Below are 23,982 nucleotides of genomic sequence, written 5' to 3'. Positions count from 1 at the left end.
ATCGGGGGCAGGCGCGGCACCGGAGCGGACCCCGTCCTCGGCACGTGTGCCTGGAAGCGGGCGCGCGGACCGATGCCGCACCGCTCCACGGCCCCGTCCCAAGGGGGAGGCGGGGCCGTCGTGAGTTCAACCCGAGAGGTGTATGTGTCCAGGCTCCAGGCCGAGCACTTGTACAAGGTGTTCGGCAGACGACCCGAAGCCGCCGTCCGACGGCTCGAAGGCGGCGCCGACCGCGACGAGCTGCGTGCCGACGGCACCACCGCGGCGGTCATCGACGCCTCCTTCGAGGTCGAGGCCGGCCAGATCTTCGTGGTGATGGGTCTGTCCGGATCCGGCAAGTCCACCCTCCTGCGCATGCTCAACGGGCTGCTGGAGCCGACCGCCGGACGCGTCCTCTTCGACGGCCAGGACCTGACCGCGCTGTCCCCGCGCGACCTGCGCGCCGTGCGCTCGCGGAAGATCAGCATGGTCTTCCAGCACTTCGCGCTCTTCCCGCACCGCAGCGTGCTGGAGAACGCGGCCTACGGCCTGGAGGTGCAGGGCGTGCCGCGCGCGGAGCGCCACGAGCGCGCAGCCGAGGCGCTGGAGCTCGCGGGCCTGGGCGGCTGGCAGGACTCCTGGCCCGACCAGCTCTCGGGCGGCATGCAGCAGCGCGTGGGCCTCGCCCGCGCGCTGGCCACGGACGCGGACCTGCTGCTGATGGACGAGTCCTTCAGCGCCCTCGACCCGCTGATCCGCCGCGACATGCAGGACCAGCTGCTGGACCTGCAGACGCGGCTGAAGAAGACCATCGTCTTCATCACCCACGACCTCAACGAGGCCATGCGCCTCGGCGACCGGATCGCCGTCATGCGCGACGGCCGGATCGTGCAGAACGGCACCGCGGAGGACATCCTCGTGCGCCCGGCCAACGACTACGTGGCCTCGTTCATCCAGGACGTCGACCGCAGCCGGGTGCTGACGGCCGGCTCGATCATGAGCCCGGGGGCCGGTGCCGCGAAGGGTGCCGCCACCGTTCCGGCCGCGACGCCCGTCGCCGAGCTGTTCGCCCCGCTCGCCCGCAGCACCGAGCCCCTGACCGTCACCGACGAGCGGGGCGAGCCGGCCGGTGTGGTCACCCGCGACCTGCTGCTCGCCGCGCTCGGCGAGGAGCCGGGGGTGCCCGCCCCGCGGACGGCGGAGACGGCCGGGACCGTGAAGACCGCCGGGAGTGCGAAGACCTCCGGGACCGGCAGTGAGCCCGTGGAGGCCGCCACGCCTGCCGGTGCCACCGAGGCGGAGGTGAGCGCCCGTGCCTAGGATCCACCTCGGAAGCTGGGCGGAGGACGCCGTCAGCTGGCTGCAGACCCACCTGAGCTGGCTGTTCGACGTCATCAACACCGTCCTGACCGGCATGTACGACGGGGTGAACGCCGTCCTCGGCGCCCCGCAGCCGCTGCTGATGGCCGGCATCCTGGCCGTCGTCGCCTGGTGGCTGCGCGGGCTGCTGCCCGCCGTGCTCACCTTCGCCGGCTTCGCCCTGGTCGACTCGTTCGGCCTGTGGGAAGCCGCGATGTCGACGCTCTCGCTCGTCCTCGTCGCGAGCCTGATCACCTTGCTCGTCGCCGTGCCGCTCGGCATCTGGGCGGCCCGCAGCAGCAAGGTCAGCGGGGCCCTGCGGCCGGTGCTGGACGTCATGCAGACGATGCCGGCGTTCGTCTACCTCATCCCCGGCGTCATGTTCTTCTCGATCGGGCCGATCCCCGGCCTGATCGCGACCGTCGTGTTCTCGATGCCGCCCGGCGTCCGGATGACCGAGCTGGGCATCCGGCAGGTCGACGGCGAGCTCGTCGAGGCCGCGACGGCCTTCGGCACCACCCCGCGCGACACCCTGACCCGGGTGCAGCTGCCGCTGGCCCTGCCCACGATCATGGCGGGCGTCAACCAGGTGATCATGCTGGCCCTGTCCATGGTCGTCATCGCCGGCATGGCGGGCGCGGGCGGCCTCGGCGAGGCCGTGTACGCGGCCGTCACCAAGGTCGACATCGGCGGCGGCGTCGAGAGCGGCCTGGCCGTCGTCGTCCTCGCCATCTATCTGGACCGGATGACCGGCGCCCTCAACCAGCGGGTCTCCCCGCTCGGCCGCCGCGCCGCCGCCAAGGCCGCGGCCGTCGCCCGCGGTCCGGTCCTGCTGCGCTACCGGCCCGGCACGGCGGTCGCCACCGTCGGCGTCGTCGTCCTCGCGCTGGTCGCCGGCGGCATGAACCTCGCCCGCGGCGGCGACGACGGGCAGAACGTGGCGGCAGGCGCCAACGTCGGCCACGGCCGCGGCATCAAGCTCGGCTACTTCCCCTGGGACGAGGCCGTCGCCACCACGTACCTGTGGCAGAACGTCCTGGAGGACCGCGGCTACAAGCCGGACGTCAAGCAGCTCGACCCCGGGCCGCTGTACACCGCGCTGGCCCAGGGGCAGATGGACGTCCAGTTCGACTCCTGGCTGCCGACGACCCACAAGCAGTACATGGACCGCTACGGGGACCGGCTGACCGACCTGGGCGCCTGGTACGGGCCCACGTCGCTGGAGCTGTCCGTGCCCGACTACGTCAAGGGCGTGGACTCGCTGGAGGACCTCAAGGGCAAGAGCGCCCAGTTCGGCGGGAAGATCGTCGGCATCGAGTCCAGCGCGGGCATGATGGCCACGCTCAACGACAGGGTGCTCAAGGAATACGGGCTGGACGGCGAGTACAAGGTCGTCTCCTCGTCCACCTCCTCGATGCTCGCCGACCTCGACCGGGCCATCAAGAAGCACGAGCCCATCGTCACCACCCTGTGGTCGCCCCACTGGGCCTACGGCAAGCACCAGCTGAAGAAGCTCAAGGACCCCAAGGGCGCCTGGGGCAAGGGCGAGGAGATCCACGCCGTCGCCAAGAAGGACTTCGGCAAGGACTTCCCCGAGGTCACCGCCTGGCTGAAGGACTTCAAGATGTCCGAGAAGGACCTCGCCTCCCTGGAGGTCGAGATCCAGAACGGCGGCAAGGGCAAGGAGAAGGAGTCCGCCCGCCGCTGGCTGGACGCCCACCCGGGCCTCGCGGACAAGCTCGCGCCTGTCCGCGGCTGACGAACGGGCGTACGGTGGGGCGGTGGTCACGCCCAGGAGCAGCCGCCCCGCCGTACGCCGTGTCGTCTCCCTCGTCCCTTCCCTGACGGAGGCCGTCGCCGCGACCGAGCCTTCGCTGCTCGTCGGCGCCACCGACTGGTGCGACCACCCCGCGGGCCTCGGCGTCGCCCGGATCGGCGGGACGAAGAACCCCGACACGGCGCGGATCGCCGCCCTCGCGCCCGACCTCGTCCTCGCCAACGAGGAGGAGAACCGCGCCCCCGACCTCGGCGCGCTGCGCGCCGCCGGGCTGGACGTGCTGGTCACCGAAGTCCGCACGCTGCCGCAGGCGTTCGCCGAGCTGGAGCGGGTCCTGGTGCGCGGCTGCGGCCTGCCCAGGCCGGCCTGGCTGGCCGACGCGGAGGACGCGTGGCGGGGCGTGCGGGCCCCAGGGCCCGCCGTGCGGGCCGTGGTGCCGGTGTGGCGGCGGCCCTGGATGGTCCTCGGCCGGGACACCTTCGCCGGCGACCTCCTCGCGCGGCTCGGCGTCGTCAACGTCCACGCGGGCCACCCCGAGCGCTATCCGCGGATCTCCCTCGACGAGCTCAACGCGTGCGGCGCGGAGCTGGCCGCCCTGCCCGACGAGCCCTACCGCTTCACGCACGACGACGGCCCGGAGTCCTTCCCCGGGCTGCCGTGCGCGCTCGTCAGCGGGCGTCACCTCACGTGGTACGGACCCTCACTGACGGAAGCTGCTGAGGTACTGGGCGCGGCGCTGCGAGCAGCCGCCCGCTGACCAACCCGTGTACGGTGCGGGCGCCCGCCACCGCCCAGGCCGCCACCAGCAGCCCGTACAGGCCCACGGCCAGCCAGGTCAGGGCCTGCAGGCCGGTGTGGCGGGCCAGGGCGGCCGCGCCGGTGACGCAGGTGCCGACGGGGAAGGTGAACGCCCACCACGTCATCGCGAAGCCCATGCCCCGCCGGAACGCCCGCAGCACCATGGCCGCGGCCAGCGCAAGCCACAGCAGGGCGAAGCCCATCACCGGGACGCCGTACAGCACGGCGAAGGGCGCCGCGGCGTGCGCGTACGGGGCGGCGAGCACGCCCGGTGCGGCGTCGGCGAGATTGCCGACGGCCGTCGTGGACTGGCCCAGCGGGCCCAGGACGAGGAAGAGGGCCGGGGTCAGCGCGAGCGGCAGCGGGCCGTGGTGGATCAGCCGCGCGAAGACCGCGGGCAGGATCAGCAGGGTCGCCAGCAGGCTCATCCCGAAGAGGGCGTAACAGGCCAGCACCATGGCGGTCCGCCACTGACCGGACGGCAGGTGCGGGACGAGGGCCGGGCCCAGCGCCGCCGAGACCATGGGCGCCACGACGGGCAGCAGCCAGACGGGGGAGGCCTGGCCCGGCTCGATCCGGTGCCGGGTCACCATCAGGTACGGGATGCCCGCCGCGGCGGCCAGACCGGTCGCCGTACCGGCCGTCCACAGGAGGGCGTCGGCGGTCACCGCGGCGTCCGTGCCGATCACTCCCGCGCCCACGGACAGGGTGGTTCCGCCGACCGCCAGCAGCGCCATCGCGGCACAGCCGTAGAACGGCGCCACGGCCGGGTCGCCGAGGTGCCGCCTTGCCTGGTCGCCGTGGCGGGCCCAGTGCGCGGCCCGCGCCACCAGCAGGACCGCCAGTGCCGCGGCCGACAGCACCCACACCGCCTCGCACGCCCCGGTCAGGCCCGGCGGGCGCACGGGCAGTGCCCGGCCCGCGCTCGCGACGATCGCGGTGCCCATGACGGCGGCGTACCAGTTGGGGCCGAGGTGGCGGACGGAGGAGGTGGTGCGGGAGGTGCTCATGCCTCAAGCATCAACAGGAGAGGCCCCTGCCACCAGGACCTTTGGCTCTATGAGGACATAAGCTGGAGTGATGACTGATCGGCGGCTGGCGGACCGCGTGCCCGACCTCGCCGCGCTGGAGCTGCTGCTCGCCGTGGCCCGGCTCGGCAGCCTCGGGCGGGCCGCGCGCGAGACGGGCATCACGCAGCCCGCCGCGAGCGGGCGGATCCGCAGCATGGAGCGGATGCTCGGGGTGACCCTGGTCGAGCGGTCGCCCCGCGGTTCACGGCTCACCGAGGCGGGTGTGCTCGTCACCGACTGGGCCCGGCGGATCGTGGAGGCCGCCGAGGCCTTCGACGCCGGTGCGGAGGCGCTGCGCGGGCGGCGGGATTCGCGGCTGCGGGTCGCCGCGAGCATGACCATCGCCGAATACCTGCTGCCCGGATGGCTGGTCGCCCTGCGGGCCCGGCGCCCGGGGACCGCCGTCAGCCTGCTCGCGGGGAACTCCGCGGCCGTCGCGGAGCGGTTGCGGGCGGGCGAGGCGGACCTGGGGTTCGTCGAGGGGCTCGCGGTGCCGGCCGGGATGTCCGGAGCGGTCGTCGGGAGCGACCGGCTGGTGGTCGTCACGGCCCCGGGCCATCCCTGGGCCCGCCGGCGGGCGCCGCTCGGCGCGGGGGAGCTGGCGGCCACCCCGCTGATCCTCCGCGAGCGCGGCTCGGGCACGCGGCAGGTCCTGGACGCGGCCCTCGCCGCGGAGGGCGGGCTCTCCGAGCCCCTCCTCGAACTGGCCTCCACGACGGCGGTGAAGGCGGCGGTCGTGGGCGGCGCGGGGCCGTCCGTCCTGAGCGAGCTGGCGATCGGGGAGGAACTGGCGTCCCGCCGCCTGGTCGGGATCCCCGTCGCGGATCTCGACCTGCACCGGTCCCTCCGTGCGGTCTGGCCCACGGGCCACCGCCCCACGGGCCCGGCGAGGGATCTCCTGAGCCTCACTCAGGGCGCTTAGCGGAGCGGGCAATCCTCTTCGCCGCAACGGCGAGCAACCACCGTCAGGCCCGCGCCGCCGCCTCCACCAGCGCCCGCGTCAAGCGCACGTCGTCCCTCGCCTCCGGGTGCCACTGGACGCCCACCGCGAACACGTCGTCACCCGGCCGCTCCAGCGCCTCGATCGTGCCGTCCTCCGCGTGGGCCGTCGCGACGAGGCCGTCGCCCAGGCGGGACACGGACTGGTGGTGGTGCGTGGCGACGTCGCACGGTTCGGGGAACAGGCTGCCCAGGCGGGTGCCCGGCACCGGCTCGACCAGGTGGCCGGCGAAGGAGCCGACGACCGGGTTGTGGTCCTCGTGCCCCACCTCGTCCGGCAGGTGCTGGCACAGCGCGCCGCCGGCGTGCACGTTCATGAGCTGCATCCCGCGGCAGATCCCGAGCACCGGAACCCGCCGCTCCAGCGCCGCGTCCAGCAGCGCCAGCTCCCAGGCGTCGCGCTCGGGCACGGGTGCGCCCGCGCGCGCGTGGGGGAGTTCGCCGTAGAGGCCGGGGTCGAGGTCCTCGCCGCCGGCGAGGACCAGACCGTCCAGCCGCCGCACCATGTCACCGGCGGCGCCCGGGTCGTCCGGCGGCAGCTGTACGGCCAGGCCGCCGGACCGCTGGACGTGCCGGGCGTAGGCGGCGGGCAGGAGCGCGGCCGGCAGGTCCCACGCGGCGCCCCAGCGGGCCCGGGTGAGGTAGGTGGTGACACCGATCAGTGGCTGGCGGGGCATGGAGCGGGTCCTTTCCGTACGTACGGCGTTCCGTACGCTACGACGTCGATCAGGTGGTCATTCGCGGGTCAGTTCCGCCTCCGCCGCCGCCAGCGCCGCGAACTCCTCCTCGGGCGCGCCGGCGACGAGGCGGTGCCTGCTGTAGCAGGCGAAGTACACGGCGGCGACGGCGTAGACGCCGAGGGCGAGGAGCGCGGCGGTGACGTCCACGAGGAAGGTCGCCACGAGCGCGGCGCAGGCGAGGACGAGGGCGACCGCCGAGGTCAGGACGCCGCCGGGGGTGCGGTACGGCCGCGCCAGCCCCGGCTCGCGGCGGCGCAGCACGATGTGGGAGAGCGACATCAGCGCGTAGGAGATGGTGGCGCCGAACACGGCCACGTTCAGCATCCGCGCGCCGTCGCCGCTGGCGGCGGCCAGCGCGAAGCCGATGGCTCCCGGCACCACCAGCCCGAGCCAGGGGGCCTTGCGGCGGCTGGTGAGGGAGAGGAAGCGGGGGAGGTAGCCGGCCCGGGAGAGGGCGAAGAGCTGCCGGGAGCCGGCGTAGATGAGGGAGAAGAAGGAGGCCACCAGGCCGGCGAGACCGGCGTAGTTGACGATGCGGCCGAGCGCGGTGGGGTGTCCGTCCGGCTGCACGGCGGCCACGAGCGGGTTCCCGGCGTCCTTGAGGGCGTCCGCGCCGCCCGCGCCCGTCGAGGCGAGGAAGGTGAGGAGGGCGAGGACGAGCAGGATGCCCATGGCGGCGGCCATGGCCCGGGGCAGGGAGCGCACGGGGTCCTTGGTCTCCTCGGCGGCGAGCGGCACGCCCTCGACGCCGAGGAAGAACCACATCCCGAAGGGGAACGACGCCCAGATCCCGAGCAGCCCGAACGGCAGCCAGGAGGAGGAGCCGAAGGCCCCCGCGTCGGCGGGGATGTCGTGCAGCCGGGCCGCGTCGAAGTCCGTCAGCGCACCCGCCGCGAAGATCAGCAGCGCGGCGACGGCGATGCCGGTGACGACGAAGCTGAACCGCAGCGCCTCGCCCACGCCCCACAGGTGGATGCCGATGAAGAGGACGAAGCAGGCGAGGTACACGGGCCAGGAGGAGGTGAGCCCGAAGAGGCCGAGCGATTCGACGTAGTCGCCGATGAAGAGGGAGATCGCCGCGGGCGCGAGGACGTACTCGATGAGGATGGCGGTGCCGGTGAGGAAGCCGCCCCACGGGCCGAGCGCGCGCCGGGCGAAGCCGTACCCCCCGCCCGCCGTCGGCAGGATGGCGGCGAGTTCGGCGAGGGCGAAGACCATGCAGGTGTACATCAGGCCCATGAGGGCGGCGGCGACGGCGAGGCCGCCGAAGCCGCCGTGCGCGAGGCCGAAGTTCCAGCCGGAGAAGTCGCCGGAGACGACGTAGGCGACGCCGAGGCCGGTGAGGAGCAGGGGGCCGGCGCTGCCGCGGCGCAGCGTGCGCTTCTCCAGATAGTCCGCCGGCCGGTCCGAGGCGCGTGGCGGTGCCGTGGGTGTCTCCGTGCGTTCGGGCATGCTGCCGCTCCTGCCTCGGGGAGGTAAAGGTATTGCGGCATACCTTTGCCTCGGCATGGCTGATCCGGCAACCCCCCTGCGTAAAAGACGGGTTACGAGAAGGGTCCTTCCGGGTTACGCCAGGAAGCCCCGCAGCAGCGCCGCCGTCCCGCAGCAGTGCTCGCGCATCACCTCGCGCGCCCCTTCCGCGTCACCGTCCAGGACCGCCTCCACGAGCGCGGTGTGCTGCAGCTGGGAGTGCTCCAGGTTGCGGACCAGCAGCGGAATGCAGTCCAGCAGGTCGTTGACCGTCGCCCGGACCGCCGCGTACTGCTCGGCGAGCGAAGGCGAGCCCGACAGCTCGGCCAGCGTCAGGTGGAACAGCGTGTCCATGCGGCGGTATTCGGCCAGCGGCGCGTCGTGCGTGGCGGCCAGCGCGGCGCGCAGCCGCCCGGCCCCGTCCCCGGTCAGCCCGTACGCGGCGCACAGCCCGGCCGCGCCCACCTCCAGCACCTCGCGGAAGCGCAGCGCGTCCTCCACGTCCACCCCGGACACGCGGCGGCGCAGCTCGCCCTCGTCCGCCGTCGCCGGGCGCGCCAGCACGAACGTGCCGCCGTAGCGGCCGCGCCGGCTCTCGACCAGGCCCTGCTCGTGCAGCACCTTCAGCACCTCGCGCAGGGTCACCCGGCTCACCCGCAGCCGGTCGGCCAACTCGCGCTCGGCGGGCAGCCGTTCCCCCTCGGCCACCAGGCCCAGCCGCATGATCCGCAGTATCTGCTCCAGCGCTTCCTCGAAGCCGTTGCCCGCGCGGACCGGCCGCAGCACCGGCGCCAGCCGGTCCGCCGCATGATCGTTCATCCGACCTCTTCCTTTTAATGGTCTGCAGCCCTACCTTAAGACCTCCGGTCGCACCGACAGGAGGCATCACTGTGGCAGACCGCACGCCCCCGCTCGCCGTCGAGGAGCTGCGCAGGCTGGTCGACACCGGGGAGATCGACACCGTCGTCCTCGCCTTCACCGACATGCAGGGCCGACTCCAGGGGAAGCGGTTCGCCGCCAGGTTCTTCCTCGACGACGTCCTCGACCACGGCACCGAGGGCTGCAACTACCTCCTCGCCGTGGACGTCGACCTCAACACCGTCGACGGCTACGCCATGTCGTCGTGGGAGCGCGGCTACGGGGACTTCGCCATGCGCGGCGACCTCGGCACCCTGCGCCGCACCCCCTGGAACCCGGGCACGGCCCTCCTCACCGCGGACCTCGCCTGGCACGACGGCACGCCCGTCCTCGCCTCGCCCCGGCAGATCCTGCGCCGCCAGCTGGACCGGCTGGCCGAGCACGGCTGGAGCGCGTACGCCGGCACCGAGCTGGAGTTCATCGTCTTCAAGGACACCTACGAGGAGGCCTGGAACCGCGGCTACCGCGGCATGACCCCGGCCAACCAGTACAACTGCGACTACTCCGTCCTCGGCACCGGCCGCGTCGAACCCCTCCTGCGCCGCATCCGCAACGAGATGGGCGCCGCCGGGATGACCGTGGAGTCGGCGAAGGGCGAGTGCAACCTCGGCCAGCACGAGATCGCCTTCCGCTACGACGAGGCCCTCACCACCTGCGACCAGCACGCCGTCTACAAGACCGGCGCGAAGGAGATCGCCGCCCAGGAGGGCATGGCGCTCACCTTCATGGCCAAGTACGACGAGCGCGAGGGCAACTCCTGCCACATCCACCTCTCGCTGCGCGACGAGGCCGGCCGGCCCGTCCTCGCCGACGACGACGGCCCGTACGGCATGTCGCGCACCATGCAGCACTTCCTCGCCGGGCAGCTCGCGGCCCTCCGCGACTTCACCCTCCTCTACGCCCCCAACATCAACTCCTACAAGCGGTTCCGGCCCGGATCCTTCGCCCCCACGGCCGTCGCATGGGGCCCCGACAACCGCACCTGCGCCCTGCGCGTCATCGGCCACGGCCACTCCCACCGCTTCGAGAACCGCCTGCCGGGCGGGGACGTGAACCCCTACCTCGCCGTCGCGGGCATGGTGGCCGCCGGGCTGTACGGCGTCGAGCACGAACTGGAACTGCCCGAGGTCTGTACCGGCAACGCCTACGCGGGCGACGCCCGGCACGTCCCCGCCACCCTGCGCGAGGCCGCCGCCCTGTGGGAGGCGAGCCCGATAGCGCGGGAGGCCTTCGGCGACGAAGTCGTCGAGCACTACCTGCACATGGCGCGTGTCGAGCAGGAGGCCTACGACACGGCCGTCACGGACTGGGAGCGGTTCCGCTCCTTCGAGCGGATGTAAGGACCGCCACGTGAACGAGCACGAAAACGAGCACGAGCACCAGCACGAGCACCGGATCCTCAACCCGGCGACCGAGGAACTCATCGCCACCGTGCCGGCGGCCACGCCGCAGGACGTCGACGCCGCCGTCAAGCGCGCCGCCACCGCCCAGCGCGGCTGGGCCGCCCTCGCCCCCGGCGACCGCGCCCGCCACCTGCGCCGCTTCGCCGACGCGGTCGACACCCACCTGGAGGAGCTCGCACAACTGGAGGTCCGCGAGGCCGGCCACCCGGTCGGCAACGCCCGCTGGGAGGCCGGCAACGCCCGCGACCTGCTGGAGTACGCGGCCGGCGGAGCGGAACGCCTCAACGGCGCCCAGATCCCCGTCGCCGGCGGCCTGGACGTCACCTTCCACGAACCCCTCGGCGTCGTCGCCGTCATCGCCCCGTGGAACTTCCCCATGCCCATCGCCGCCTGGGGCCTCGCCCCGGCCCTGGCCGCGGGCAACGCCGTCCTCCTCAAACCGGCCGAGACCACCCCGCTGACCGCCCTGCGCCTGGCCGGACTCGCCCTGGAAGCGGGGCTGCCCGAAGACCTCTTCCAGGTCCTGCCCGGCGCCGGGGCCATCACCGGCAACGCCCTCGTCGAGCACCCCGGCGTCGCCAAGGTCGTCTTCACCGGCTCCACCGCCGTCGGCAAGCAGATCATGGCCAAGTGCGCGGCCGGCGTGAAGCGCGTGACCCTCGAACTCGGCGGCAAGAGCCCCAACATCGTCTTCGCCGACGCCGACGTCGAACGGGCCGCGGCCGCCGCCCCCGGCTCCTTCCTCGACAACACCGGCCAGGACTGCTGCGCCCGCAGCCGCATCCTCGTCCAGCGCTCCGTGTACGACCGCTTCATGGAGCTCCTGGAACCGGCCGTGAAGTCCTTCACCGCCGGTGACCCGGCGGATCCCGCCACGCAGATGGGGCCGCTGATCTCGGCCGCGCAGCGCGAGCGCGTACGGTCCTACGTCCCCGAGACCGCCCCCGCCGCCATCCGCGGCGAGGCCCCCGCGGGCAAGGGCTTCTGGTACCCGGCGACCGTCCTGGAGGGCCGGCCGGAGGACCGCACCGCCGTCGAGGAGATCTTCGGACCGGTCGCCGTCGTCATCCCCTTCGAGGACGAGGCGGAAGCGGTACGGATCGCCAACGCCACCGACTACGGCCTCTCCGGCTCGATCTGGACCCGCGACGTCTCCCGGGCCCTGCGCGTCTCCCGCGCCGTCGCCGCCGGCAACCTCTCCGTCAACTCCCACAGCAGCGTCCGCTACTGGACCCCGTTCGGCGGCTTCGGCCAGTCCGGCCTCGGCCGGGAGCTCGGCCCCGGCGCGCTGGCCGCCTTCACCGAGACCAAGAACGTCTTCATCGCCGTCGATCCCCCGGCCGGGAGCCCGTGACCTCCCGGGCGGATCGAGTCACCACGGCCACAGCCCTACCCGTAGCCAAAGAAAGGCCATTGCGTTGAGCGACCACACCTTCGTCTGCCGCCGGCTGGCGGGCCGCACCGCCGTCGTCACCGGAGCCGGCAGCGGCATCGGCCTGGCCACCGCCCGGCGCCTCGCCTCCGAGGGCGCCCACGTCGTCTGCGCCGACATCGACGAGACCGCCGGCAAGGCCGCCGCCACCGAGACCGGCGGGCTCTACGTCAAGGTCGACGTCACCAGCCCGGAGGAGGTCGAGGCCCTCTTCAAGACCGCCTACGACACCTACGGCTCGGTCGACGTCGCCTTCAACAACGCCGGCATCTCCCCGCCCGACGACGACTCGATCCTCACCACCGGGCTCGACGCGTGGAAGCGTGTCCAGGAGGTCAACCTCACCTCCGTGTACCTGTGCTGCAAGGCCGCCCTGCCCTACATGCAGCGCCAGGGCAAGGGCTCCATCATCAACACCGCCTCCTTCGTCGCCGTCATGGGTGCCGCGACCTCGCAGATCAGCTACACCGCCTCCAAGGGCGGCGTGCTGGCGATGTCCCGCGAGCTCGGCGTGCAGTTCGCCCGCGAGGGCATCCGCGTCAACGCCCTGTGCCCGGGACCGGTGAACACCCCGCTGCTCAAGGAGCTCTTCGCCAAGGACCCCGAGCGCGCCGCCCGCCGCCTCGTGCACGTGCCCGTCGGCCGGTTCGCCGAGCCCGAGGAGATCGCCGCCGCGGTCGCCTTCCTCGCCAGCGACGACTCGTCCTTCGTCAACGCCGCCGAGTTCCTCGTCGACGGCGGCATCGCCGGCGCCTACGTCACCCCGCTGTAGGGTCCATGATCAACGGCCGGACCGGCTGACGGGTGCAGACCCCGCAGCCGGTCCCGCCGTGGGTTCCCTGCCACCGCACGCACCACCGCAAAGAGAGCACATGCGCACCAAGTCCGCCATCGTCGCCGGCCTCGCTGCCGCCGCGGCCCTCGCCGCTTCGGTCCCCGCCACCGCGGCCCCCGCTCACGACGCCCCCCGCCGCAACTGCCCCCAGCTCGACAAGAAGCTCACCTGGGCCGGCGACAACCGCGCCCGGCTCCAGAAGATGATCGACGAGCGCGGCACCTGCTCCGGCAGGAGCGGCCCCCGCCCCGTCGCCGCCTTCGACTGGGACAACACCGTCGTCAAGAACGACATCACCGACGCCACGCTCGCCTGGGCGCTCAAGCACGACAAGATCCTTCGGCCCAAGAGCTGGAAGGACACCAGCGCCTGGCTCACGCCGGCCGCCGACAAGGCCCTGACCAAGGCGTGCGGCACCGCCGTTCGCCCCGGCCGGCCGCTGCCCACCTCGAAGAACACCGCCTGCGCCGACGAGATCTTCGAGATCCGCGAGAAGTCGAAGACCATGGCCGGCGAGGACGCCTTCGCGGGCGACTGGAACCACCGCCGCACCGTGCCCGCCTACGCCTGGATCCCCCAGCTGTTCGCCGGTCACACGCCCGCCGCCCTGACGTCGTTCGCCAAGCAGGCGCGTGCCGAGCAGCTCGCCGCGCCCGTCGGCGCCAAGCAGACCGTCGGCACGCACACGCTCGCCGGCTACGTCCGCTACTACGACCAGCAGAAGGACCTCATCCGCACGCTCAAGGCGGCCGGCTTCGACGTCTACATCGTCTCCGCCTCCTCCGAGCCGATCGCCGAGGCCTGGTCGAGCGGCGTCGGTCTGGACGCCAAGCACACCATCGGCATCCGCAACATCACCAAGCACGGCCGTATCACCACGGCCATCAAGGGCTGCGGCGGCGTCGAGACCGGCCGCGGCGACGCCCTGCCGTACATGGACGGCAAGCGCTGCATGATCAACCAGGAGATCTTCAAGATCAAGGGCGCCAAGGCCTGGCAGCAGCAGGACTTCTCCCACCGCATCGCCCTCGGCGCCGGTGACGCCGACACCGACGTGACGTTCGTCAACGACGCCACCGGTGCGCACATCGCCATCAACCGCAACAAGTCCGAGCTGATGTGCCGCGCCTACGACGACGCGGACGGCCGCTGGGTCGCCAACCCCATGTTCATCGACCCGATGCCGCGCAAGTCCGGCACGTACCCCTGCGCGACGACGGGTGCCACGGCCGAGGACGGCTCGAAGACGCCGGTCCGCCGCGCGGACGGCTCGGTCATCCCGGACCAGGTGGACAAGGCGTTCTGACGGGAGGACGGCGAAAGCCGTCCCGGGCACCGCCCCGAGAGCCGTCACCCGTTACAGAAACGTTTGACCCTCGCCCCGGTAGGTGGCGACCGTATCCACGGTGCGGTCGCCGTCGACCAGGTGCAGCGCCGCGAACCGCTCGCACAACTCGCCCGCCTTCGCATGGCGGAACCACACCTTGTCGCCCACCAGCAGGTCGTCGGCGGGCTGCCCCAGCAGCGGCGTCTGCACCTCGCCCGCGCCCTCGCGCGCGTCCAGCCGCAAGCCCGCCGGCAGGTACGGCTGCGGCAGCCGGTCCGCGCCCGCCGCCCCCGACGCGGGATACCCGCCCCCGAGGACGGTCACCACGCCCACCCCCGGCCGCCGCACCACCGGCAGCGCGAACAGCGCCGCCGGCCGGCCGCGGAACGACCGGTAATGGTCGAACAGCCGCGGTACGTACAGGCCCGACCCCGCGGCGACCTCCGTCACCGCGTCCTCCGCGGCGGTGTGCTGCACGCTGCCCGTGCCGCCGCCGTTCACGAACTCCAGCTCCGCCACCGAGCGGACGGCCCGTACCGCCTCCGCCCGCCGCACCGCCAGCTCCCGGCGCGCCGCGGCCTGCATCAACCGGACCGCGCGCGAGTACAGGGGCCGCCCCTCCACCGCGTCCCCCACGCCGGCCACATGCGCCTCGTAGGCCATCAGGCCCACCAGCCGGAAGCCCGGCCGGCGCGCCACCGACCGCGCCAGGTCCGCCAGCCGCCCCGGGTCGCGCAGCGGCGAGCGCAGCGCCCCCAGCCGCAGCCGGCCGCCCAGCAGCCGCAGCGAGGTGTCCAACTCCAGGCACACCCGCACCTCTTCGCGCCCCGCCCGGGCCGCGTCGATCAGGGCCAGCTGCGCGGGGTCGTCCACCGTCACCGTGACCGTCCGGGCCAGCTTCGGATCCGACGTCAGCTCCGCCAGCCCGGCACGGTCGGCCGTCGGATACGCCAGTAGCACGTCCTCGACGCCCGCACGGGCCAGCCACAGCGACTCGGCCAGCGAAAAGCTCATCACACCGGCGAAGCCGTCCCGGGCGAGCACCCGCTCCAGCAGCGCCCGGCAGCGCACCGACTTGCTCGCCACCCGCACCGGCTTGCCGCCCGCCCGGCGCACCAGGTCCGCGGCGTTGGCGTCGAAGGCCTGCAGGTCGACCACGGCCAGCGGTGCCTCGCAGGAGGCGGTCGCCCGGTCCAGCCGGGCCCGCTCGGCGCTCGCGTGGACGACGGGAGGTGCGGCGGGAAGGCGCATGGGGCGCAGCCTGCCAGACGCGTCCGGGGTTGGACAGGGGCCCTGCGCGGGCGAGATGGCAGCATCCGGCGCCCGCCCCGTAGAGTGGCGCCCACACCGCGGGCCGCAGCCGTGCGGTGTGATGTCCGGATACGAACCGGCCTGTCCCGGACGGTGACCGGGCACGGGCCCGGGGAGCCAGCTCACGAGGGGGAGCGCAGGGTGAGCACCGAAGCGGAACCCGCTCCCGCGCTGCCCGTCCGGCCCCTTCCGGCCGCCTCCTACTTCCCCCCGCAGATGCCGCGGCCCGCCGCCGGCCGCCGCTCCGGGGCCCGTACGCTGTCCGCCGCCGTCTGCCTCGTCCTCGGCCTCGGGCTCATAGGAGGCGCCCTCGCCGGGAGTTGGCTCACGGACGGCAGCAGCAGCGGCACCGCGGCCGAACGCGCCTTCGCCCGCGGCGGCACGCTCTGGCGCACCGTCCCCGTCGACGACCTCTTCCCGCCCCGCCTGCGCGCCGACGCCGCCGGACCCGGCGGCGCCGAGCGGGTCTGGACGCGGATCGGCGTCGCCCCCGACAGCGGGTGCGAAGCAGCCTTCGACCCGCTCCTGGAGAAGGCCCTCGCCCCCGCCGGCTGCACACGGCTGCTGCGCGCCACCTACACGGACGCCACGTCCACCACCGTCACCACCGTCGGACTGCTCGTCACCGCCGCCGACAGCCAGGGGATGCGCGACCTGCGCCGCCGGTTCGCCGACGAACGGCTCGACGAGCGAGCCGATCTGATGCCCCGCCCGTACGCGCCCCGCGGCACGGTCGCCGAGGACTTCGGCGACGCCCAGCGCGCCAGCTGGGCCGTCAGCGTCCTCACCGACGCCCCCGCCGTCGTCTACGCCGTCACCGGCTTCGCCGACGGCCGGACGGGCACGCCCCCGCAGCCCGCCGGCCTCGCCACCCGCCCCGGCGCCACCAGCGCCCCCGCCCAGGCCGGTCTCGGCCACGAGGCGGCCGCCCTCGCCGGGCACGTGGAGGACGGCTTCCGGCAGGCCGTGCGCCGGACCGCCCAGGGGAGCCTCCGGTGACCGCGCGGCTCCGGCGCCGCGGCGTGCTCACGGCCGTCCTGGCCGCCGCGCTCGCCGTGCTGCCGGCCGCCGGGGCGGCGCACGCCGACTCCATACGCGTCCAGGAGTGGGCGCTCGACGCCCTCCACACCGAGGACGCCTGGCAGACCACCAAGGGCGCCGGCATCACTGTCGCCGTCCTCGACACCGGTGTCGACGACGGCCACCCCGACCTCGCCGGGCAGGTGCTGCCCGGCAAGGACCTCATCGGCTTCGGCGCGGGGCCCGGCGACCGCACCTGGGCCCGGCACGGCACCGCCATGGCCGGCATCATCGCCGGGCGGGGGCACGGCTCGGACGGCTCGGACGGCGTGCTGGGCGTCGCCCCCGACGCGAAGATCCTTCCCGTCCGGGTGATCCTCGAGGACGGCGACCCCTCCCGGGACAAGGCCCGCAGCGGACGGGGGAACGCCCTCGCCGACGGCATCCGCTGGGCCGCCGACCACGGCGCCGACGTCATCAACCTCTCCCTCGGCGACGACAGCGAGACCGCCCACCCCGAGCCCCGGGAGGACGCCGCCGTCCAGTACGCCCTGGGCAAGGGCGCCGTCGTCGTCGCCTCCGCCGGCAACGGCGGCGAGCAGGGCGACCACGTCTCCTATCCGGCCGCCTATCCCGGCGTGATCGCCGTGACCGCCGTCGACCGGTACGGCAGCCGGGCCGCGTTCTCCACCCGCCGGTGGTACGCGGCCGTCAGCGCGCCCGGCGTCGACGTCGTCATCGCCGACCCCGACCGGCGCTACTACGAGGGCTGGGGCACGAGCGCGGCGGCCGCCTTCGTCTCCGGCGCGGTCGCCCTGGTCCGCGCCGCGCACCCGGGCCTGAGCCCCGCCCAGATCCGCAAGCTGCTCGTGGACACGGCCCGCGACGCGCCGCCGGGCGGGCGCAGCGACGCGCTGGGGGCGGGACTGGTGGACCCCGCCGCGGCCATCGCCCGCGGCGCCGCCCTGACCCCCGAGGGGCCGGGCCCCCGGGTCACCCGCGAGTACAGCAGCCCGTACTTCGGCGCTCCGGGCTCCGCCGGCCGCCCGTCCACGGCGCCCGAGAACCCCCCGGACTACACGGCCCCGGCCGCAGCCACCCTGGGCACCCTCCTCCTGGCCACGTCCGCCGCCCTCTGGCGCTCCCGCCGCCGCACGACCTGAGCGGCCGCTCGCCGGGGACCGCCCCGCCGGGGGCGCGGGGCGCACCCATAGACTCTTCAGGTGGCGCTGAAGAATATTCCTGACCCCGGGTTCTCCGACGACGACGGTTCCGCCGATGCGGAGCTGACCGCCGCCCTCGCGGCGTGGGCCGCGGAACCGGGCGGCGGCGCCGAGCCGCGTGTGCTCGCCGCCCTGCGCGGCGCCCGGCTGCTCGTGCCCGTCGTGGCCGTGCTCGGGGAGGTGGAGACCGGGCCGGACGGGCTGAAGCGCGAGAAGACCAGCGACATGGCCGTGCCCACCCTCCAGGCCCCGGACGGCCGCAAGGCGCTCCCCGCCTTCACCTCGATCGAGTCGCTGGCGCGCTGGCGCGCCGACGCACGCCCCGTGGCCGTGCCCCTGCACCAGGCGCTGCAGGCCGCCGCGCACGAGAAGGCCGACACGATCGTCCTCGACATGGCGGGCCCCGTGCCGTACCAGCTGACGGGCCCGGCCCTGCTGGCCCTCGCGGAGGGCCGCGAGAGCACCGACCCGCTCGCCGACCCGGCCGTGGCCGACGCCCTCCGCGCCGTGCTCACCGCCGAGCCGGCCGTACGCCGCGCCCACCTGGCCCCCTCGCGGGAGGCGGACGGCACGCTGGCCCTGGCCCTGGCCGACGACGCCGAGGTCTCCGCCGCCGTGCGCCGCATCGCGGAGGCGCTGGCCTCCGACGAGGTCCTGCGGGCCCGTCTCGTCCGCGGTCTCGACCTGGCCCTGCTGCCCGCCGGCGCCGCCGTCCCGGGGGAGCCGCTCTTCACCCGCTGAGCCGCCCCCGTCCTCCGGGCCGGCCGCAGGCCGACAGGCGCCCCGCCGTGGATCGACCGACAATGCGAAGAGGTCCACGAGATCCCTGGAGGACGCCATGGACGTGAAGCTGGGGGCCGCAAGTCTCGACTCCGTGGAGACGAGAACCGTCGCCGCCGAGTTCCTCGGCACTCTGCTGCTGGTCTTCTTCGCCGTCGGCTCCGCGGTCCTCGCGGCCGACTACATCGGAGTCCTCGGCATCGCCCTGGCCTTCGGCTTCGTCCTGCTGGCCCTCTGCTACGCCCTGGGGCCGGTGTCGGGCTGCCACGTCAACCCGGCGGTGACGCTGGGCATGCTCCTGGAGGGCCGGATCGCGCTCCGCACGGCGATCGAGTACTGGGTCGCGCAGGTGCTGGGCGCCATCGTGGGTTCGGCGCTGCTGTTCCTGCTGGCCAAGCAGGTGCCGGGGCTCAGGACGGACGGCGCGTTCGGCAGCAACGGCTGGGGGAGGCGCTCGGCCGTGCACCTGAACACGGGCGGCGCGTTCCTCGCGGAGGTCGTCCTGACCTTCCTGCTGGTCTTCGTCGTGCTCGCCGTGACCCACAAGATCGCACTGGTGGGCTTCGACGGCCTGCCCATCGGCCTGGCCCTGGCGGTGATCCACCTGGTGGGCATCCCGCTGACGGGCACCTCGGTCAACCCGGCGCGGAGCCTGGGCCCGGCGCTGTTCGCGGGCGGGGGCGCGCTCTCGCAGCTCTGGCTGTTCATCATCGCGCCGCTGATCGGCGGCGCCCTGGCGGCCTGTGCGCACCGGGTCACGCATCCGCCGTTCAGCCCGGCCAACCTCGCGGACGACCTGGCGGTCCCGCACTTCCCGAAGGGCCCGACGACGGCCGCGCACCCGACGGAGGAACGCCCCGCGCCGGCGGAGGACCGCGGCGCCGGGGACGAGGGCGGGGAGGGCGGGGAGCGCCCCGATCAGCCGGGCCCGTCGGGCCTGGCCTGACCGGGGCGCCACAAGAACCGGGGGAGGCCCCCAGCGGAAGACTCAGCCGAAGACGGGGCCCGTGAACTTCTCGCCGGGCCCCTGACCCGGCTCGTCCGGCACGACGGACGCCTCGCGGAAGGCCAGCTGGAGGGACTTCAGGCCGTCGCGCAGCGGCCCCGCGTGGAAGTTGCTGATCTCGGTGGCACTGGCGGTCACGAGCCCGGCGAGCGCGGTGATCAGCTTGCGGGCCTCGTCGAGGTCCTTGTGCTGCTCGCCCTCCTCGGCCAGGCCGAGGTTGACCGCGGCCGAGCTCATCAGGTGCACCGCGACCGTGGTGATCACCTCGACGGCGGGGACCTCCGCGATGTCACGGGTCATGGTGTCGAAGTCCGGCTTCTCGCCGTTGGGGGTCGCGTCGCTCATGGCGGACACGATACGTGCCGGCGCCGAATCGGTTCGCCACGGGTTGGCACACCCCGCGTCACCCCTGCTAGGGTTGTGCACACGACCGGCTGGACACTCATGTGCCCGGCCCACAAGTGGAGCTCCGTTCTCCCACCTCGCCCGGCCTCAGGCCGGCAGGTCTCCGGTCAGGCGGCGCCCATCGTTCCGTACGGACGATGGAGCTGCCCGATGCGCCCCGCGGCATGCCGTGGCGGTGTTCCGGTCCTATGGAGCCCCGCCTGTGTCCCGTCGGGGCATTTTTTGTTGCACCGGCGCGGTTGGTCTTAGGAAAAGACGTTACGCGGCCGCCCGCCAGGCCGCCGCGTGGTGCTACCGAGGAGGATCCATCAGCGCCGAGCCCCGCATCAACGACCGGATTCGAGTCCCCGAGGTGCGACTTGTCGGTCCCAGTGGCGAGCAGGTCGGCATCGTGCCGCTTGCCAAGGCACTGGAGCTTGCGCAGGAGTACGACCTCGACCTCGTCGAGGTGGCGGCGAACGCCCGTCCGCCGGTCTGCAAGCTCATGGACTACGGGAAGTTCAAGTACGAGTCGGCCATGAAGGCCCGTGAGGCGCGCAAGAACCAGGCGCACACGGTCATCAAGGAGATGAAGCTCCGGCCGAAGATCGACCCGCACGACTATGACACCAAGAAGGGTCACGTCGTCCGGTTCCTCAAGCAGGGCGACAAGGTCAAGATCACGATCATGTTCCGTGGTCGCGAGCAGTCCCGGCCGGAGCTCGGCTACCGACTGCTGCAGCGCCTCGCGGAAGACGTCCAGGACCTCGGTTTCGTCGAGTCGAACCCGAAGCAGGACGGCCGCAACATGATCATGGTCCTCGGTCCGCACAAGAAGAAGACCGAGGCGATGGCCGAGGCCCGCGAGGCGCAGGCCGCCCGCAAGGCGGAGCGCACCGGCGCCTCGTCCGCGGACGCCGCCGAGGAGCCCGCAGAGGCGTGATCCGGGGGCGCCCCCGCGCCCCGGATGACTCCCGGGGCATCCGCCCCGGGACACCAACCGAAACAGATGACACTCCCGTACGCCCTGATCCGGCCGGGGAGTGCCACCGACGAGGAGAGAACGGCGCTATGCCGAAGAACAAGACGCACAGCGGTGCCAAGAAGCGCTTCAAGGTCACCGGCTCCGGCAAGGTCCTGCGCGAGCGCGCCGGCAAGCGCCACCTGCTCGAGCACAAGTCGTCCCGCCTGACGCGTCGCCTCACCGGCAACGCCGAGATGGCCCCGGCCGACGCCAAGAAGATCAAGAAGCTTCTCGGCAAGTGATGTCCCGGCTTCGGCCGAGCATCCGCACCGGGACCCAATCGATTTCGGGTCGTGTGAGAATCCACCGCGACCCCGCTACAAGGAGTTAACAAGTGGCACGCGTCAAGCGCGCAGTCAACGCGCACAAGAAGCGCCGGGCGATCCTCGAGGCGGCCAGCGGTTACCGCGGCCAGCGGTCGCGCCTGTACCGCAAGGCCAAGGAGCAGGTCACCCACTCCCTGGTCTACAACTACAACGACCGCAAGAAGCGCAAGGGCGACTTCCGTCAGCTGTGGATCCAGCGCATCAACGCCGCTGCCCGCCAGAACGGCATGACGTACAACCGCCTGATCCAGGGTCTGAAGGCCGCCAACATCGAGGTGGACCGCAAGATCCTGGCCGACCTGGCCGTCAACGACATGAACGCGTTCGCCGCGCTCGTCGAGGTCGCCCAGAAGGCCCTGCCGGCCGACGTCAACGCCCCGAAGGCCGCTGCCTGACCGGCACCCCGAGGCTGACTCGACGCGGACCCGCAAGCCCCACGGCCTGCGGGTCCGCTCGCGTCCGGCCCCGGCCCGGGACCGCGCCGGACGGCCGGGCCCGGCACAGCACCGCTCAGCACAGCACCGCTCAGCACAGCACTGCTGAGCACAGCACCGCGCACACCAGCAACCGAAAGTGAGCCCATGGCGGCCCCCGAGCTGACCTCCCTGCGATCGCCCCGTGTCATCGCGGCCCGCCGTCTGGCCAAGCGCAGCTTCCGCGCCAAGGAACGCCGCTTCATCGCCGAGGGCCCGCAGTCCGTCCGCGAAGCCGTCGGCCACCTCGTCGAGGTGTACGTGACGCCGGACGCCGCCGAGCGCCACGCGGACATCGTGGCCGCCGCCCTCGCCGCCGGGGTGCCCGTGCTCACCGCGACGGACGAGGTCATCGCGGAGATGTCCGACACCGTCACCCCGCAGGGCATCGTCGGCCTCTGCCGCTTCCTGGACACGCCCTTCGAGGAGATCCTGGCCGGCCGGCCCCGCCTCGTCGCGGTCCTCGCCCACGTGCGCGACCCCGGCAACGCCGGCACCGTCCTGCGCTGCGCCGACGCCGCCGGCGCGGACGCCGTCGTGCTCACCGACGCCTCCGTGGACCTCTACAACCCCAAGGCCGTACGGGCCTCGGTCGGCTCCCTCTTCCACCTGCCGGTCGCCGTGGGCGTCCCCGTCGACCAGGTGGTGAGCGGTCTGCAGGGCGTCGGCGCCCGCATCCTCGCCGCCGACGGCGCGGGCGACCGCGACCTGGACGCCGAGCTGGACCGGGGCACCATGGGCGGCCCCACGGCCTGGGTCTTCGGCAACGAGGCGTGGGGCCTGCCCGAGGAGACCCGGGCGCTCGCCGACGCCGTGGTGCGCGTGCCGATCCACGGCAAGGCCGAGAGCCTGAACCTCGCGACCGCCGCCGCCGTGTGCCTCTACGCCTCCGCCCGTGCGCAGCGTGCACCCGGAGGGTGCCGCTCCGTGACCTTCAGCTAGTAGGGTTGCCCCCCGGGGGGATCGGGAGGGGGTGCGGATGACGAACGTCAGGACTTCCGGGGGCACGGCCGACGCCTGTCCGGCGGCGGACCGTGCACCGCACGGGCCCCCCGGGCAGGACGCCCCGCCGAAGGGGCCCGCCCCGGGACCGGCGGGTCTCGGCCTGCACCCCGACGAGCTCCCCGACGGCCTCGTCGTCGCCGACGAGAACGGCCGCGTCACGTGCTTCAACGCCGCCGCGGCCCGGATCACCGCCGTCCGGCCCGACGAGGCGCTCGGCCGCCCCCTGGAGAGCGCCCTGCCCCTGGAGGATCTGGAGGGCCGCCGCTGGTGGCCGCTCACTGACCCCTACGGCGGCCTGCCCACCCGGGTGGGCCAGGCCGAGCGGAATCTTCTCCTCCCCGGCGGCCGCGAGGTGCTGGTCTCCGCGCGCTACGTGCGCGAGCGGCCCGCCGGGCCCGTCCGCCGCCTCGTCGTCCAGCTGCGCGGCACCGAGGCCCGCCGCCGCACCGAGCGCAGCCACGCCGAGCTCATCGCCACCGTCGCCCACGAGCTGCGCTCGCCGCTCACGTCGGTCAAGGGCTTCACGGCCACGCTCCTCGCCAAGTGGGAGCGGTTCACCGACGACCAGAAGCGGCTGATGCTGGAGACCGTCGACGCCGACGCCGACCGCGTCACCCGGCTGATCGCCGAGCTCCTCGACATCTCCCGGATCGACTCCGGCCGCCTGGAGGTGCGCCGCCAGCCGGTCGACATCGTCGCGGCCGTCCGCCGTCACGTTCAGGCGTACACCACCGCGGGCCACAGCCCCGACCGCTTCGAGGTCAGGGTCACGGACCCGCTCCCCGACCTCTGGGCCGACCCCGACAAGATCGACCAGGTCCTCGGCAACCTCCTGGAAAATGCGGTGCGCCACGGCGAGGGGCGCGTCACGATAGAGGTGGCGCCGGCGCTGCTCAAGGCGCGGCCGGAGGGCACGGAAGGCACGGCGATCACGGTGAGCGACGAGGGCCCGGGCATCCCGGAGGAGTCGATGAGCCGCGTCTTCACCCGCTTCTGGCGGGGCAGCAAGCGCGGCGGCACCGGCCTGGGCCTCTATATCGTCAAGGGCATCGTCGAGGCCCACGGCGGGACGATCGCCGTCGAGCGGGCCGCCTGCGGTGGCGCCCGGTTCCGCTTTACCCTGCCCGTGGGCGCCCCGGCCTTTCTCTCACAGGCCTGAGCGGGCGGCCCGCGGGCCCACCGACCCCCGCCCGCCCCTTAGACTCGACCTTTGGCACCTTTGGCACGACCTTGGCACCCATCTGACGGGCAAGCGCCGCCAGCGAAGCGAAGAGCCTGGGGGCACCTCCCAGCGGTAGCTGGGGGACAAATCGGAAGCACGGG

23 protein-coding genes are annotated in these 23,982 nt (G+C 73.6%); 17 read left to right on the top strand and 6 right to left on the bottom strand.

What is annotated here, in order from left to right:
- Positions 1–144: 144 nt before the first annotated feature.
- Genes ACFZCD_RS27370 through ACFZCD_RS27360 form a run of 3 tightly spaced genes read left to right on the top strand, consistent with a single transcriptional unit; the run spans position 145 to position 3,872 of the window.
- Positions 145–1,299, top strand: coding sequence for a glycine betaine/L-proline ABC transporter ATP-binding protein (locus ACFZCD_RS27370; RefSeq protein WP_391835328.1), 1,155 nt, complete (start codon positions 145–147; stop codon positions 1,297–1,299).
- Positions 1,292–3,097: an ABC transporter permease/substrate binding protein gene (locus ACFZCD_RS27365; protein WP_391835326.1), complete on the top strand. Its 1,806-nt coding sequence runs from the start codon at positions 1,292–1,294 to the stop codon at positions 3,095–3,097. Before ACFZCD_RS27370 ends, ACFZCD_RS27365 begins: the two co-directional genes overlap by 8 nt.
- Before the next feature lie 22 nt (positions 3,098–3,119).
- Complete coding sequence (locus ACFZCD_RS27360; RefSeq protein WP_391835324.1) at positions 3,120–3,872, top strand: helical backbone metal receptor; 753 nt, start codon at positions 3,120–3,122, stop codon at positions 3,870–3,872.
- On the opposite strand, the gene ACFZCD_RS27355 is transcribed toward ACFZCD_RS27360, so the two are convergent.
- Complete coding sequence (locus ACFZCD_RS27355) at positions 3,799–4,923, bottom strand: TDT family transporter (RefSeq protein WP_391835322.1); 1,125 nt, start codon at positions 4,921–4,923, stop codon at positions 3,799–3,801. The genes ACFZCD_RS27360 and ACFZCD_RS27355 overlap by 74 nt on opposite strands.
- Before the next feature lie 70 nt (positions 4,924–4,993).
- Here ACFZCD_RS27355 and ACFZCD_RS27350 point away from each other — a divergent pair, with 70 nt between their 5' ends.
- Entirely contained in the window at positions 4,994–5,905 is a 912-nt protein-coding gene (locus ACFZCD_RS27350) for a LysR family transcriptional regulator (RefSeq protein ID WP_391835320.1), read from the top strand.
- Between the two features lie 43 nt (positions 5,906–5,948).
- On the opposite strand, the gene ACFZCD_RS27345 is transcribed toward ACFZCD_RS27350, so the two are convergent.
- The 3 genes from ACFZCD_RS27345 to ACFZCD_RS27335 form a co-directional block, all read right to left on the bottom strand.
- Positions 5,949–6,659, bottom strand: a complete 711-nt coding sequence (locus ACFZCD_RS27345; protein ID WP_391835318.1) for a gamma-glutamyl-gamma-aminobutyrate hydrolase family protein — start codon at positions 6,657–6,659, stop codon at positions 5,949–5,951.
- Between the two features lie 57 nt (positions 6,660–6,716).
- On the bottom strand, positions 6,717–8,174 hold the full coding sequence (gene eat / locus ACFZCD_RS27340) for an ethanolamine permease (RefSeq protein ID WP_391835316.1): 1,458 nt from the start codon (positions 8,172–8,174) through the stop codon (positions 6,717–6,719).
- Between the two features lie 114 nt (positions 8,175–8,288).
- A complete protein-coding gene (locus ACFZCD_RS27335; RefSeq protein WP_391835314.1) occupies positions 8,289–9,011 on the bottom strand; it encodes a FadR/GntR family transcriptional regulator in 723 nt (240 codons plus the stop codon).
- 71 nt (positions 9,012–9,082) lie between these two features.
- Here ACFZCD_RS27335 and ACFZCD_RS27330 point away from each other — a divergent pair, with 71 nt between their 5' ends.
- The 4 genes from ACFZCD_RS27330 (at position 9,083) to ACFZCD_RS27315 (ending at position 14,086) form a co-directional block, all read left to right on the top strand.
- Positions 9,083–10,450, top strand: a complete 1,368-nt coding sequence (locus ACFZCD_RS27330) for a glutamine synthetase family protein (protein ID WP_391835312.1) — start codon at positions 9,083–9,085, stop codon at positions 10,448–10,450.
- 10 nt (positions 10,451–10,460) lie between these two features.
- Positions 10,461–11,867, top strand: coding sequence for an aldehyde dehydrogenase family protein (locus tag ACFZCD_RS27325; RefSeq protein ID WP_391835310.1), 1,407 nt, complete (start codon positions 10,461–10,463; stop codon positions 11,865–11,867).
- Between the two features lie 64 nt (positions 11,868–11,931).
- A complete protein-coding gene (locus ACFZCD_RS27320; RefSeq protein WP_391835308.1) occupies positions 11,932–12,717 on the top strand; it encodes a 3-oxoacyl-ACP reductase in 786 nt (261 codons plus the stop codon).
- Positions 12,718–12,817: 100 nt separating this feature from the next.
- Entirely contained in the window at positions 12,818–14,086 is a 1,269-nt protein-coding gene (locus ACFZCD_RS27315) for a haloacid dehalogenase-like hydrolase (RefSeq protein ID WP_391835306.1), read from the top strand.
- A 51-nt stretch (positions 14,087–14,137) separates the two neighbouring features.
- On the opposite strand, the gene ACFZCD_RS27310 is transcribed toward ACFZCD_RS27315, so the two are convergent.
- Positions 14,138–15,358 carry an alanine racemase gene (locus tag ACFZCD_RS27310; RefSeq protein ID WP_391835304.1) on the bottom strand — a complete coding sequence of 407 codons (1,221 nt, stop codon included), beginning with the start codon at positions 15,356–15,358 and terminating at the stop codon, positions 14,138–14,140.
- A gap of 201 nt (positions 15,359–15,559) precedes the next feature.
- Between ACFZCD_RS27310 and ACFZCD_RS27305 the strand changes: the two genes are divergently transcribed.
- The 4 genes from ACFZCD_RS27305 to ACFZCD_RS27290 all read left to right on the top strand — a co-directional run bounded on the left by ACFZCD_RS27305 (position 15,560) and on the right by ACFZCD_RS27290 (position 19,387).
- The gene (locus ACFZCD_RS27305) at positions 15,560–16,417 is read left to right on the top strand and encodes a hypothetical protein (RefSeq protein WP_391835302.1); all 858 of its coding nucleotides are present in this window, start codon (positions 15,560–15,562) and stop codon (positions 16,415–16,417) included.
- Complete coding sequence (gene mycP / locus ACFZCD_RS27300; protein ID WP_391835300.1) at positions 16,414–17,601, top strand: type VII secretion-associated serine protease mycosin; 1,188 nt, start codon at positions 16,414–16,416, stop codon at positions 17,599–17,601. The genes ACFZCD_RS27305 and mycP overlap by 4 nt, the downstream gene beginning before the upstream one ends.
- Before the next feature lie 60 nt (positions 17,602–17,661).
- The gene (locus ACFZCD_RS27295; protein WP_391835298.1) at positions 17,662–18,402 is read left to right on the top strand and encodes an SseB family protein; all 741 of its coding nucleotides are present in this window, start codon (positions 17,662–17,664) and stop codon (positions 18,400–18,402) included.
- A 133-nt stretch (positions 18,403–18,535) separates the two neighbouring features.
- On the top strand, positions 18,536–19,387 hold the full coding sequence (locus ACFZCD_RS27290) for an MIP family channel protein (protein ID WP_391835645.1): 852 nt from the start codon (positions 18,536–18,538) through the stop codon (positions 19,385–19,387).
- Between the two features lie 42 nt (positions 19,388–19,429).
- On the opposite strand, the gene ACFZCD_RS27285 is transcribed toward ACFZCD_RS27290, so the two are convergent.
- The gene (locus tag ACFZCD_RS27285; protein WP_391835296.1) at positions 19,430–19,792 is read right to left on the bottom strand and encodes a DUF1844 domain-containing protein; all 363 of its coding nucleotides are present in this window, start codon (positions 19,790–19,792) and stop codon (positions 19,430–19,432) included.
- 367 nt (positions 19,793–20,159) lie between these two features.
- Here ACFZCD_RS27285 and infC point away from each other — a divergent pair, with 367 nt between their 5' ends.
- The 5 genes from infC (at position 20,160) to ACFZCD_RS27260 (ending at position 23,818) form a co-directional block, all read left to right on the top strand.
- A complete protein-coding gene (gene infC / locus ACFZCD_RS27280; RefSeq protein ID WP_391835643.1) occupies positions 20,160–20,774 on the top strand; it encodes a translation initiation factor IF-3 in 615 nt (204 codons plus the stop codon).
- Between the two features lie 128 nt (positions 20,775–20,902).
- Entirely contained in the window at positions 20,903–21,097 is a 195-nt protein-coding gene (rpmI, locus tag ACFZCD_RS27275; RefSeq protein WP_030369870.1) for a 50S ribosomal protein L35, read from the top strand.
- Between the two features lie 92 nt (positions 21,098–21,189).
- A complete protein-coding gene (gene rplT, locus ACFZCD_RS27270; protein WP_030369869.1) occupies positions 21,190–21,576 on the top strand; it encodes a 50S ribosomal protein L20 in 387 nt (128 codons plus the stop codon).
- A gap of 186 nt (positions 21,577–21,762) precedes the next feature.
- The gene (locus tag ACFZCD_RS27265; protein WP_391835294.1) at positions 21,763–22,596 is read left to right on the top strand and encodes a TrmH family RNA methyltransferase; all 834 of its coding nucleotides are present in this window, start codon (positions 21,763–21,765) and stop codon (positions 22,594–22,596) included.
- A gap of 37 nt (positions 22,597–22,633) precedes the next feature.
- Entirely contained in the window at positions 22,634–23,818 is a 1,185-nt protein-coding gene (locus tag ACFZCD_RS27260) for an ATP-binding protein (RefSeq protein ID WP_391835292.1), read from the top strand.
- Positions 23,819–23,982: the final 164 nt, after the last annotated feature.

The organism is Streptomyces sp. NPDC008001 (assembly GCF_042958085.1).
GTDB lineage: Bacteria > Actinomycetota > Actinomycetes > Streptomycetales > Streptomycetaceae > Streptomyces.
The sequence above is the reverse complement of the archived record's forward strand: the minus strand, read 5'-3'. Positions and strand labels throughout refer to the sequence as shown.

Coding starts and splice junctions, on each gene's coding strand:
- ACFZCD_RS27355 (WP_391835322.1), bottom strand. CDS start 4,923: ATGAGCACCTCCCGCACCACCTCCTCCGTCCGCCACCTCGGCCCCAAC.
- ACFZCD_RS27350 (WP_391835320.1), top strand. CDS start 4,994: ATGACTGATCGGCGGCTGGCGGACCGCGTGCCCGACCTCGCCGCGCTG.
- ACFZCD_RS27345 (WP_391835318.1), bottom strand. CDS start 6,659: ATGCCCCGCCAGCCACTGATCGGTGTCACCACCTACCTCACCCGGGCC.
- eat (WP_391835316.1), bottom strand. CDS start 8,174: ATGCCCGAACGCACGGAGACACCCACGGCACCGCCACGCGCCTCGGAC.
- ACFZCD_RS27335 (WP_391835314.1), bottom strand. CDS start 9,011: ATGAACGATCATGCGGCGGACCGGCTGGCGCCGGTGCTGCGGCCGGTC.
- ACFZCD_RS27315 (WP_391835306.1), top strand. CDS start 12,818: ATGCGCACCAAGTCCGCCATCGTCGCCGGCCTCGCTGCCGCCGCGGCC.
- ACFZCD_RS27310 (WP_391835304.1), bottom strand. CDS start 15,358: ATGCGCCTTCCCGCCGCACCTCCCGTCGTCCACGCGAGCGCCGAGCGG.
- ACFZCD_RS27285 (WP_391835296.1), bottom strand. CDS start 19,792: ATGAGCGACGCGACCCCCAACGGCGAGAAGCCGGACTTCGACACCATG.
- rpmI (WP_030369870.1), top strand. CDS start 20,903: ATGCCGAAGAACAAGACGCACAGCGGTGCCAAGAAGCGCTTCAAGGTC.
- ACFZCD_RS27265 (WP_391835294.1), top strand. CDS start 21,763: ATGGCGGCCCCCGAGCTGACCTCCCTGCGATCGCCCCGTGTCATCGCG.
- ACFZCD_RS27260 (WP_391835292.1), top strand. CDS start 22,634: ATGACGAACGTCAGGACTTCCGGGGGCACGGCCGACGCCTGTCCGGCG.